13 protein-coding genes are annotated in these 11,743 nt (G+C 43.7%); 7 read left to right on the top strand and 6 right to left on the bottom strand.

Features of this window, described 5'->3' with window-relative positions:
* Positions 1–52 precede the first annotated feature (52 nt).
* The gene (locus SNE26_RS26265; protein WP_321556810.1) at positions 53–712 is read right to left on the bottom strand and encodes a DUF6624 domain-containing protein; all 660 of its coding nucleotides are present in this window, start codon (positions 710–712) and stop codon (positions 53–55) included.
* 40 nt (positions 713–752) lie between these two features.
* Positions 753–1,358, bottom strand: coding sequence for a hypothetical protein (locus SNE26_RS26270; protein WP_321556811.1), 606 nt, complete (start codon positions 1,356–1,358; stop codon positions 753–755).
* 198 nt (positions 1,359–1,556) lie between these two features.
* Here SNE26_RS26270 and SNE26_RS26275 point away from each other — a divergent pair, with 198 nt between their 5' ends.
* The 3 genes from SNE26_RS26275 (at position 1,557) to SNE26_RS26285 (ending at position 3,830) form a co-directional block, all read left to right on the top strand.
* Entirely contained in the window at positions 1,557–2,165 is a 609-nt protein-coding gene (locus SNE26_RS26275; protein WP_321556812.1) for a DUF4142 domain-containing protein, read from the top strand.
* A gap of 120 nt (positions 2,166–2,285) precedes the next feature.
* Positions 2,286–3,302 (top strand): Gfo/Idh/MocA family oxidoreductase, encoded by a 1,017-nt coding sequence (locus tag SNE26_RS26280; RefSeq protein WP_321556813.1) that lies wholly within the window; start codon positions 2,286–2,288, stop codon positions 3,300–3,302.
* Between the two features lie 39 nt (positions 3,303–3,341).
* Positions 3,342–3,830 carry a hypothetical protein gene (locus tag SNE26_RS26285; RefSeq protein ID WP_321556814.1) on the top strand — a complete coding sequence of 163 codons (489 nt, stop codon included), beginning with the start codon at positions 3,342–3,344 and terminating at the stop codon, positions 3,828–3,830.
* Positions 3,831–4,003: 173 nt separating this feature from the next.
* On the opposite strand, the gene SNE26_RS26290 is transcribed toward SNE26_RS26285, so the two are convergent.
* The gene (locus SNE26_RS26290) at positions 4,004–4,939 is read right to left on the bottom strand and encodes an IS3 family transposase (RefSeq protein ID WP_321554647.1); all 936 of its coding nucleotides are present in this window, start codon (positions 4,937–4,939) and stop codon (positions 4,004–4,006) included.
* An 8-nt stretch (positions 4,940–4,947) separates the two neighbouring features.
* Entirely contained in the window at positions 4,948–5,349 is a 402-nt protein-coding gene (locus SNE26_RS26295) for a hypothetical protein (RefSeq protein ID WP_321555051.1), read from the bottom strand.
* Between the two features lie 250 nt (positions 5,350–5,599).
* Here SNE26_RS26295 and gcvT point away from each other — a divergent pair, with 250 nt between their 5' ends.
* Entirely contained in the window at positions 5,600–6,685 is a 1,086-nt protein-coding gene (gene gcvT, locus SNE26_RS26300) for a glycine cleavage system aminomethyltransferase GcvT (RefSeq protein ID WP_321556815.1), read from the top strand.
* A 190-nt stretch (positions 6,686–6,875) separates the two neighbouring features.
* Positions 6,876–7,637: a 2-phosphosulfolactate phosphatase gene (locus SNE26_RS26305; protein ID WP_321556816.1), complete on the top strand. Its 762-nt coding sequence runs from the start codon at positions 6,876–6,878 to the stop codon at positions 7,635–7,637.
* An 83-nt stretch (positions 7,638–7,720) separates the two neighbouring features.
* Here SNE26_RS26305 and gltX read toward each other — a convergent pair whose 3' ends face one another.
* Positions 7,721–9,253, bottom strand: coding sequence for a glutamate--tRNA ligase (gene gltX, locus SNE26_RS26310; RefSeq protein WP_321556817.1), 1,533 nt, complete (start codon positions 9,251–9,253; stop codon positions 7,721–7,723).
* Positions 9,254–9,461: 208 nt separating this feature from the next.
* Here gltX and SNE26_RS26315 point away from each other — a divergent pair, with 208 nt between their 5' ends.
* Together SNE26_RS26315 and SNE26_RS26320 are read left to right on the top strand one after the other, a co-directional pair.
* Positions 9,462–10,676 carry a HAMP domain-containing sensor histidine kinase gene (locus tag SNE26_RS26315; RefSeq protein ID WP_321556818.1) on the top strand — a complete coding sequence of 405 codons (1,215 nt, stop codon included), beginning with the start codon at positions 9,462–9,464 and terminating at the stop codon, positions 10,674–10,676.
* Positions 10,651–11,166 carry a DinB family protein gene (locus tag SNE26_RS26320; RefSeq protein WP_321556819.1) on the top strand — a complete coding sequence of 172 codons (516 nt, stop codon included), beginning with the start codon at positions 10,651–10,653 and terminating at the stop codon, positions 11,164–11,166. The genes SNE26_RS26315 and SNE26_RS26320 overlap by 26 nt, the downstream gene beginning before the upstream one ends.
* A gap of 154 nt (positions 11,167–11,320) precedes the next feature.
* Here SNE26_RS26320 and SNE26_RS26325 read toward each other — a convergent pair whose 3' ends face one another.
* The gene (locus tag SNE26_RS26325) at positions 11,321–11,695 is read right to left on the bottom strand and encodes a DUF6249 domain-containing protein (RefSeq protein ID WP_321556820.1); all 375 of its coding nucleotides are present in this window, start codon (positions 11,693–11,695) and stop codon (positions 11,321–11,323) included.
* Positions 11,696–11,743: the final 48 nt, after the last annotated feature.

Below are 11,743 nucleotides of genomic sequence, written 5' to 3' on the forward strand. Positions count from 1 at the left end.
GCCAAAACCCGTGAATTCCCCGGGAAAATGTCAATCAATATTTAAAGGACAATCACTTCACATCCTCAATTTTTACCACTTTATAATCAATCCCTAATCTTTTGGCGTTCTCTTCAACGGTTTGATCAAAGCCGGCCTGTTTACGACGCTCATTCACAGTAGCGGCATCCTTTATTGGCCAAACATAATAGCCAACTTTTTGCCCGTTACGCAATGGCTTTGATGTAGCCTGCGAACCATAGATCTGCTCCTTCCCTTCGTTCATTAACTGACGATCAAGCATCATGGCATACAGCCTAAAGGGCAATTCTTTATTCTCGGCAGCGGTTTTCATGAGGGGCATGTACTGATTTATTTTAGGCGAGTGCTGGATTACGTACCATGCAGCCTCGTTGGTTGGTTCGCCAACAAGTGTTTTGCCGGGGTAACTGTATTTTTTGAATAATTGTTCAACAAAAACAACATTAGCCGAATCAATACGATTTTGAAGCCCCCAATAATGCGACATTGCCCTGCCGGAAGACATGGATATTGCCTTTAATACAGAATCGCTCTTGCCTGGTGTCATCAGCCAGGTAAGGGTATCCCGGTATTTTTGATCAAGCGCCAGCACACTGTCAAGCTGCTTCTTTAAAACAGGGTTAAACTTTTGTTGCGCGAATGAACTGCCTGCTATTAGCAACAGCGTTAAAGCAATGATCAGGTTTTTCATAATAAGCAAGGTTTAAGCAAATAAAACGCAAAAACCTGTATCACAGATATAAACTATCGGCTTTTTCAAATAATTTCTTATTAGCCTCGGTAGCCCCTAACGAATAATTGAACCGCGATAAGGCATACAGCAGCGGCAGTTTGGCCGGTGCAATTTCATTTTGCTGCAGATCGGTAAGCCAGTCGGCGCCATCAAACTCTGCCCGGTACTTTTTTTCAAGACGCTCATATATCCTGCAGGCATCATCATGATCAAGCCATTCGGGTTTGATATAAAGGCCGGTTAAGTCGCCCATTTTTTTGCGTTCCTCGGCTTCGGCTGTATCGGCACTGCCAAATACAAAATAAAAGTACAGCCATAGCAACAAACCCGCTCCCCCTATTACAGAGGCGGTTGAATTGCGTTCAATAAAAAATAATATAAAAGCAATAAAAGCGGTAATAAGCGAAAACATGCGCGCGTAGCCTGCAATGATGCTTTGGTGGTTCAGCGGAATATTAAACCCGTTGCGGCTTCGCCAGGCCGACCGGGTTACCAGCATGGAACTGGTTGGGAACAGCGGAATGCCAATAACCACAAATTTGGTCTCTATCCACTGCCCGTTAACCTCATGCACTTTGCCCAAAAACAATGATCCTATTAACATATCAGGTATAATTTAGTCGCGTTATTATAAACCACAACTTATAAAAGTGCTTTTAAACAAATGTTAAATATTTATTAAAAACTAAATATTAATAAACGGCATTCCAATTACCTTTCGCTTTTTATTTTACAAATAAGAAAATCAAACTTAATTAACTAAAAAATGTTAACTGTAAAAACAAATACATAAAACACTACTATGAAAAAGTTAAGTTTAATTGCAATGATGGCCCTGGCGGCATTATCATTCCAGGCCTGTAATGGCGGAGCAAAAAGCGGCAGCGGCGATAGCACAGCGGCAGCAACAACAGATACTGCCGACAGCGCCAACAAAGTAAAAGACACTACTACTACCGGTGCAACAGGCATTGCCGTTACTGCCGATGATGCAAAATTTGCAACTGAAGCAGCCAATGCCGGCTTAGCCGAAGTTGCTGTTGGCCAGCTGGCCAGCGAAAAGGCAACCAATGCCAAAGTAAAAGATTTTGCTAAAATGATGGTTACCGACCACAGCAAAGCAAACGACGAACTAATGGCCATAGCCAAAACTAAAAACATTACCCTGCCATCGGCACCTGATGATGAGCATCAGAAAATGAAAGCCGACCTGGCAGCCAAATCAGGCGCTGATTTTGACAAGGACTATGTTGATGCGATGGTTAAAGGGCATAAAAAAGTTGAATCACTGTTTGAAGATGCATCAAAAAACTGCAAAGATGCCGACCTTAAAGCCTTTGCAGCTAAAACATTACCTGTTATCCAACACCATTTGGCCGAAATTGAGACTATTCAAAAAGGTATGAAGTAATCAGCTATTGATTAATTCACACCGGAAAAGGGAGATGTAACAATCTCCCTTTTTCTGTTTTATCCCCTTGTACGTATGTGGCTAAAACGATACTTTTAACACAGCAAAATCTACTTTAATATGTCGAAACCAATAGTAACCGGCCTCATGGCCTACGGAATGTCGGGACGGATTTTTCACGCCCCGTTTTTAATTACCAATCCGGGCTTTACTTTTAAGGCCGTGGTTGAGCGCCATGAAAAAAAAGCCGGCAAAAAATATCCAGATGTGATCAGCTACGATAACATCAACCAGTTGCTTAACGACGATGAAATAGAGCTTATTGTCGTTAACACTCCTAACAACACCCACTTTGATTATGCCGTGCAAGCGCTAAATGCAGGTAAGCATGTACTGATCGAGAAGCCTGCAGCCGTAACCTCAAGCGAGGTAAAAGCCTTGTTTGACCTGGGTAAAAAGCTCGATCTGAAAGTGATGATCTACCAAAACCGCCGTTATGACAGCGGTTTCCTTTCGGTAAAGGAGGTGATTGAAAGCGGCAGGTTAGGGGAATTGATCGAGGTCCATTTCAGGCTGGACAGGTACCGCATGGACATCGGTGCAAAACAATTCAAGGAAACGGCGGGCATTCCGGGCGGTGGCCTTACTTATGATCTTGGTGCGCATTTGGTTGATAATGCGATCAGTATTTTCGGCAGGCCGCTGAGCTATGAAAAAACCACTGCTACGCACCGGCCAGGATCACAGGTTGACGATTATTTCAACATCCATCTCAAATACCCTAACCAGCTTAATGTTTATTTAACCTCGGGATTGTTAATAGCCGAGCACACCTACGGTTTTGTAGTACACGGCACGCTGGGCAGCTTTGTTAAAATGCGTACCGATGTACAGGAAGCCCAGCTTGATGCTGATATGATGCCAACCGACAAAGGCTTTGGCATTGAACCCGAAGGCAGCGACGGTAAACTGGTATTGGTGGGTGCCGACGGACAGAAAACCGTGGAGTGGATAAAGTCACCAAAAGGTAATTATAATGGCATATTTAATGCGGTGTATCATACCGTGCGCGAAAATGCGTTATTCCCGGTAACTGAAGAGCATGTTGCCTGGCAAATTGAATTGCTTGAAAGCTAAAAATGTTGTAACTATGCTTATTAAATGCTAATTAAAATAATGAAGAAACTGTATTTGCTGCTTTGTCTGATTATTGCCACAGGTTGCAGCCAGGCACAAACGCCACCTGTCAACTCGGGCTTACCGCCCTATCACATCCTCACTACAGACAGTGTTTACGTTACTCCTGCCAATCTGAAAAAAAACAAACCGGTAATGGTGATCTATTTTTCGCCCGATTGCAGCCATTGCCAGCACCTGATGTATGATCTGAAACCCGAGCTGCCCAAGTTAAAAGATGTGCAGATTGTGATGATCACCTTTATGCCTATGCTTAAAGGGATCCAAACCTTTCAGCGCGATTTTGACCTGGCCAAGTACCATAACATCACCATCGGTACCGAAGGTTATACGTACCTGGTGCAAAAGTTTTACAGTGTGCAAACCACCCCATATATAGCCATTTATAACAAGTACGGTAAATTATTTCAGTCGTACCCCAAAGTACCAAAAATTCCGGTGCTGATGGAAACGCTTAAAAAAGTATAAAGCAGCTAACTTATAGCTGAAGCCGGTTAACGTCGCGTTAACCGGCTTTGTTGTTTTCAGTCCGCTGATATCGGTGCCCTTCAAGGTCCTCTGCAAGAGCCTCTGAAGAAACATGAATCCAAATGTGCGCTGTCTCGTCCTAAAAAAAGTTTACATTTTATGAGATAGTCCTGTTATGTATTTACAAGTGTAGTGATGTCCTGTGATACGTTTACAATGTTAGTGTTTTTGCGATAATAGTTCTTCCACAATTTTTGAGGTAGCAAGCTTTTATCATGCACATGTTGGGGCGTTAGCAGACCGATACTGAAGTGTGGCCGGTGTTTGTTATACAACTCGATAGCTCTATCCAGTAATTGTTTTGCTTGTTGCTTATTCTCAGGCCGGTGATGCTTAAGATATTCTTCTTTAAGAATGCCGTTCATTCGTTCAGCAACGGCATTCTCTAATGGGTCACCGTTCTCGGTCATACTGATCTTGATGTATCTGTCCTGTAATAGCTTTACATAGCTTTCTGTGCAATATTGCACTCCCCGGTCCGAGTGATGTATAAGTGCCTCCGGCAATTGTTCAGGCAGGTCTTTTAAAGCCATTTTCAAGGCCTGTATCGTTTCGATCGTTTCTAAGGTATCAGCCAAATGATAGCCAACTACTTTGTGCGAATAAGCGTCCGTTATCAAACTGATGTACAAATGTTCTTCTTTTACTTTCCAGTAGGTGATATCGCTTACCCACAGTTGGTTAGGCCTGACGACCTCCAGGCTGCGTATGATATTCGGCCATCTGTTGAACCGGTGACCCGACCAGGTCGTCACATGCCGCCTGCGGCGTTTCTTTACTAACAGTCCATTAGCTGACAACAGGTCGAACAGTGCATCCCGTCCCATTTTAATGCCATGATCAAGCAAAAAAGGGTGCAGCTTTTCATAAAGCTTCCTGCCACCCATTGCCCGGTGGTCTTGGCGAATGCTGACAACCTCCTGCAATATAAGTGTATCCTCTATTCCAGATGCTTCTTGTTGCCAAAAGTGCTGATAATAGGCCTGACGGGTAATACCAAGTAACCGACATAATCGTACAAGGCTGATCCTTGTATACATGTCTTTCATCTCATGGATCACTTGGTATCCGACTTTTTTCGGATAGGAATATTAAGATCACGTTCAGCAATCTCGATCATACGCTTGTACATTTCACTGCGAAGCTGCTCATCTTCAAGCTGACGTTCGAGTTCTTTGATGCGTTGTTGTTCTTGCGACAAGGCACCTGTAGGCGGATCTTTATGGGGCTTCTTTGCGGGCAAGGATAGTGGTTTTACTGATGACAAATATCTGTCTTTTTCCGAAACTTCTGCATAACCTAACTTCTGCATCCAACGCGTTATGCCACTATGTATCTTGATATCATATTTCCTCAACAACGCCTTTTGACTAACACTGCCAGCCAAATACTCTTTGATAACTGAATGCTTAAATTCAAGTGAATAATGTCCTTTTCCATCAATAATGATCTTTTCCATGTAGTTTATTTTTGTGTAAACTCATTTCAGGACAAGACAGAAAGAGCATATTTTCCGGCTCCGTAGGTGCCTCGTGTTGAAATTCAGGTTGGTGAATTTTGTGGATTAACTTAAACTTGCAGAGGGCCCGGAGGGAACAAAGCCGTCGTTTTGTTTTCAATACGATTTAAAATCAACGCGATCAAAACTAATCAGCGATACTGATTACGCTTCAGAATAGTTACCTTTGCGGCCATTATTTAAGTTGACAATGAAGAATACCGCATTAACCGATATCCACGTAAAAACCGGCGCCAAAATGGTTCCATTTGCCGGTTACAACATGCCCGTTCAATACGTTGGCATTAACGCCGAACACGAAACCGTGCGTAAGGCCGTTGGTGTTTTTGACGTAAGCCACATGGGCGAATTCATTTTAAAAGGTGAGAACGCGCTTGATCTGATTCAGCGGGTTACCAGTAACGACGCCTCAAAATTATACGATGGCAAAGTGCAGTACTCATGCGTGCCGAATGAAAACGGTGGTATTGTTGACGATCTGCTGGTTTACCGGATCGACGAAAAAACCTATATGCTGGTGGTTAATGCCTCAAATATTGAAAAAGACTGGGACTGGATCTCCAAATACAATACCAACGGCGTGGATATGAAAAACATATCCGACCGTACATCACTGCTGGCTATCCAGGGCCCTAAAGCTGCTGAAGCCTTGCAAAGCCTAACTGAGGTTGATCTGGTATCCATGGAATATTACACCTTTAAAAAAGGCACATTTGCAGGTGTCGACAACGTGTTGATATCAGCCACCGGCTATACCGGTGCAGGTGGTTTTGAGATCTATTTTGAAAATCAATATGCCGAACAGATCTGGGATGCTATTTTCAAAGCAGGCGAACCATTCGGCATTAAGCCAATTGGCTTAGGTGCCCGCGATACTTTACGCCTGGAAATGGGCTTTTGCCTTTATGGTAACGACATAGATGATACCACTTCACCACTTGAAGCTGGTTTGGGTTGGGTAACCAAATTCAATAAAGAATTTACCAATGCCGAGGCGCTGCAAGCCCAAAAACAAGCGGGCGTAAACCGCAAACTGGTAGGCTTTGAAATGATAGATCGCGGTATCCCCCGCCATGATTATGTTATCGTTGATGCCGATGGCAATACTATAGGTAAAGTAACCTCGGGTACGCAATCACCATCTTTACAAAAAGCTATTGGTATGGGCTATGTAGATACCGCTTTCGCCAAAGAAGGTACCGAGATCTTTATCAGTATCAGGGATAATAAAATTAAGGCACAGATTGTAAAGCCTCCTTTTTATAAAGCCCCCTAACCCCCTGAAGGGGGGACGCTTTCAAACTCCCCTCTTGAAAGGGGCCGCGAAGGAAAGAGCGAGAGCAGGGGTGTGTTATGCGATATTTATTCATTAATGCGTAACACACTCCTCCGCCCCTCTCAAGAGGGGAATCGCGCAGCCCCGGCTTTTTATCTCTCTGTTATTATTCATTAATTTAAATTCAAAAATGTCTGAAAATATCAATATCCAAACTCCTCCGTTAGCTAACGGAGGCCGGGGGGCACACGTTTGCCTAACCCCGGCATTACTGCCGCTTTTTAATGTGGAAGACTACATTGTAGTGGTTATTGATATTTTCAGGGCAACATCATCTATATGTTATGGTATTGAAAACGGTGCTGAGGCTATTATACCGGTATCACAAGTTGAGGAGTGTGCCGCGTATAGAGAGAAAGGGCTGGATTACCTTCTTGCCGCCGAACGCGACGGATCGGTAGTTGAGGGTTTTGATTTTGGCAACTCGCCATTTTCATACACTAAAGAAAAAGTAGCTGGTAAAACAATTGTGTTAACCACTACCAACGGCACGCATGCGCTTCATCTGTCGCGCAGCGCAAAAAAAATTGTTATTGGTTCGTTCCTGAACCTTACCGCTTTAAGCAACTGGCTTAACACCCAAAACGAAAACGTGCTGCTGGTATGCGCCGGCTGGAAAAACAATTTTAATTTGGAGGATACCCTGTTCGCCGGTGCCGTAATTGAGCAGTTAAAAGATAAAGGATTTGCACTGGACGATGCCGCGATAGCCGCCAATGATCTTTTCCAGGTTGGTAAAAACGATATCAATGTTTATCTCAAGAAAACCTCTCACGGCGAGCGCCTGAAAAAATTAGGCATTGAAAAAGATATTGAGTTTTGTTTACAGGTTGATTTGACTACAGCTATCCCCGTTCTGGAAGCTGAAAAGCTGGTGAGTTTAGAGGTTTAAAATACTTATGTCATTGTGAGCAAGCGTCGCAATGACATAAGTTGTTGATGCCCAGAAAGAGCCAACGTAAGTAAGCACCCCCTTTAGGGGGCGGGGGGGGCAGCGAACTCTACAAGCGCCTTTTCAATCCTGCTGATAGTCTCTTCTTTACCAAGCAACGCAACAATATCAAACACATGTGGGCCAAACTTGCCGCCAACCAGCATAATGCGGAAAGGCAGCATCACGTCGCCAACCTTTAATCCTTTTTCTTCGGCAAGGGCTTTGAATTTAGTTTCGAGGTCATGCGCATCAATAGCTGCTTCATTATTTAGTAAAGCAATGAACTCGCGGTAAAATTCTGTTTTGGCATCTGTCCATTTGGGTTTTACGGCGTTAAGATCATATTCCTTTGGCTGCTCAAAGAAGAAACCTGCCTGCTGATAAAAATCAGGTAATAACACGCAACGATCTTTGATCAAACCAATAACTTTTCCAAGATGGTCGTCGTCCTCAATGGTAACTCCTTTATCAGCAAATACTCTTATAACATCCGACTTCAGACTTTCGATTTCAGACTTCTTAATCCACTCGGCATTGAACCATTTGGCCTTCTCAAAATCAAACTTAGCGCCCGATTTATTTACCCGCTCTATCGAAAATTTTTCGATCAGTTCATCAAGCGTAAAAATTTCCTGTTCGGTACCATCGTTCCAGCCCAAAGTAGCCAGCAGGTTCAGGAATGCTTCGGGTAAAAAACCAAGCTCGCGGAAACCTGGAGTTAACTCGCCTGATTTTGCATCAAACCAGTTCATGGCATATACCGGGAAACCTAAACGTGCACCATCGCGCTTACTCAATTTACCATGTCCATCGGGTTTCAAAATCAGCGGCAGGTGTGCCCATTGGGGCATGTCGGCCTTCCAGCCCAAATACTCCCAAAGCAGCAAATGTACCGGGGCCGAAGGCAACCACTCTTCGCCGCGAAAAGCGTGAGTGATCTTCATCAGGAAATCATCAACCACAACAGCCAAATGGTAAGTAGGCATACCATCGGCTTTTAACAATACCTTATCATCAACCAGACCGGTTTCAAAGCTCACATACCCGCGGATCATGTCATTAAAACTTATCGTTTCACCCTCCGGCATTTTGATGCGGATCACGTGTGGCGTTCCGGCAGCAAGTAATGCATCAACCTCGTGCTGAGGCAATGAAAGCGAGTTTCTTAAGGTATGGCGATAGGCCAGGCCATACTGAAAATTGGGGATTTCCTTCCGGTTCTTGTCCAGCTCCTCGGCAGTATCAAAGGCGTAATAGGCATGGCCTTCCATCACCAGGCGTTCGGCATATTCGCGGTAAAGTGGTTTACGTTCGCTTTGGCGGTACGGGGCGTAAGGACCGCCGGCAACCGGGCTTTCATCGGGGTGAAGGCCGCACCATTTCAGGCAGTCTAAAATATATTCTTCGGCACCTTCCACGTAGCGGGTCTGGTCGGTATCCTCAATTCGCAAAACAAAATCGCCTCCATGCTTTTTGGCGAATAAATAATTGAACAACACAGTGCGCACACCGCCAAGGTGTAAACCACCTGTAGGGCTCGGCGCAAAACGGACTCTTACTTTTTTATCGGTCATGATGGGGGCAAAGATAGTTTATAAGTCCGGAAGTCGGAAAGTCCGCGAGTCCGAAAGATTAGGAGTTTAAAAGTCTGCCCGAAAGTAAAATCCGAACTTTTACCAGATCAATCTGCGGACTTGCGGACTTTCCGACTTCCGGATATCTCCCTCCCAACAAAAATTATATTTTACAAAGCAATTTTACGTTATTTGGGCTGTGCCCAGCATGAACCCATATCAACAGAAAAAACGTTGGAAATATTTGCTCCTTGCCTTTGCAGTAGTAATTGCCAGCGGTTCATTATTTTATACCAGTTACCTGGTACGTAACATTTCAAAATCTGAGCGCACCCGCGCGCAGGTTTGGGCGATGAGCATGAGGCAGTTACTAAACTCAGACGATGACGATTTTTTCAATTATGTAATTGCTGTACGTGATAGCTTAACCGTGCCTGCTATTATTACCGATGAAAAAGGAGAGATCATTTTACAGCGCGGATTGGATACTACCAAAGCTTATACTAAGCTGGAAGCTGAGTATAAAAAGAAAAAATATGATCCGGCCTATTTTAAGGAAGAGCTTAATTATATGAAAGGCCAGCACCCGCCTATAAAGTTTAAAGTGTTGGGCGATGATAATTATGTTTATTATAAAGACTCGGCACTACTTACGCAACTTCGTTTATTTCCATATATCCAGCTTACAGTAATTGCCATATTTTTGTTGATGGCGTATACGGCCTTTAGCTCGTCGCGCAAATCAGAGCAGGACCAGGTTTGGGTTGGCTTGGCCAAAGAAACCGCGCATCAGCTGGGTACACCAATATCATCCCTCATGGCCTGGATAGAGTTGATGAAGGAGAAATTCAACGCCGAAGACGATGTTCTGATGGCGGAAATGGAAAACGACGTAAAGCGGCTGGAAATTGTAGCCGACCGTTTTTCAAAGATCGGTTCCAAGCCGGTACTGGAGGAGCACGGCGTTTATGCTGTAGTGAAAGATTTTGTTGATTATTTTAAAGTTCGTGTAAGCAAAAACATCAGCTTTGAAATGACAGGTAACCCGCACCTCAAAGCCGGGCTCAATATTCCGTTGTTTGACTGGGTATTGGAAAATTTGTTAAAAAATGCCGTTAACGCCATTGAGGGCAAGGGTAGCATCAAGGTTGAAATTAGCGGCAACAAGGTTAAGAACCAGATTTTTATTGACATTACAGATACCGGCAAAGGCATCCCCCGTTCAAAGTTTGATACTGTTTTTCAGCCTGGCTATACTACCCGTAAACGAGGCTGGGGGCTGGGTTTATCGCTCACCAAACGGATCATGGAGAACTACCATAACGGGCAGGTTTTTGTAAAAGATTCGGAAGTAGGTAAAGGAACAACTTTTAGGATTGTACTAAAAAATACGCGAAATGATAACAAAACCAAAACCAGGTGATTATTCGCCATTTGCAGCGGGATATGTGGGGCTTGTTGGCGACAATGATGTAATTAACATGCTTGAGCAGCAAATGGAGAGCAGCTACCAGCTATTCAACAGCCTAACCGACGAACAGGGACTGTATACTTATGCCCCTGGGAAATGGACAGTTAAGCAGGCACTGGGCCATATGATTGATACCGAACGCACCTTTGCCTATCGTGCCCTGGTGTTTTCGCGCAATCATATCGAACTGCCGGGTTTTGACCAGGATATTTATGTTAATAATACCGATTTTAACAGTCAAAATATAAAAGACCTTGCCGAAGAGTTCCGTGCATTGCGCCAGGCTAACCTTTATATGATTAAAGCATTCAGCGATGAGCAGCTAAATCGTAACGGTATTGCCAGCAACCATTTGTTTACTGTTGCGGCATTTGTATTTATGCTGGCCGGGCATGAGCGCCATCACCTAAATTTATTTAAAGAGCGGTACGGGATAGGGTAAGGTATTTATATTACGCATCGTAACAAATCGGGAAGTTCTCCCTTTTAGTGAGGAGAAGACAAGGCGTTTAAAAATAAAGACTTACGAAGTTTTTACTTCGTAAGTCTAAGCTCTGTGGTTTGCCCAGGGGCGGAAGGGGGACGTAATGAATGTCCTATTTCTCTTTGTACAATTCTTCTTTATCCAGCACTTCCTTTTTTTCGATGCGGTATGATAAAAACAAGCCCGCCCCTCCGAATATAGCTATCAGCGCTACATATAAAAAGAAAACATCATCGTCAAAGCTATTGAATACGCTGCGGTTTAAAACATATGCTAAAAATAAACCGATACCTGAGCCGATGAGCAATAAGCCCCATTTTAAATTTTGATACGGAGCCGATTGTGGTTTATAACTCCTTGGATCCATGTTTCGTTCTATCATTGCTAATTTCTCCCGTTTGTTTAAGTAAACGATGCCGAAGATCATCGCGAATAAGCTGAGGGGTATTATTATTCCGGCTAATACGCCCAATTGTCCAGGTCCCATAATATTTGTTTTTTTAATTAAGTAATATTGTTTTTTTTCTCTGTAAAT

The organism is Mucilaginibacter sp. cycad4, assembly GCF_034263275.1.
In the GTDB taxonomy this organism is placed as follows: domain Bacteria; phylum Bacteroidota; class Bacteroidia; order Sphingobacteriales; family Sphingobacteriaceae; genus Mucilaginibacter.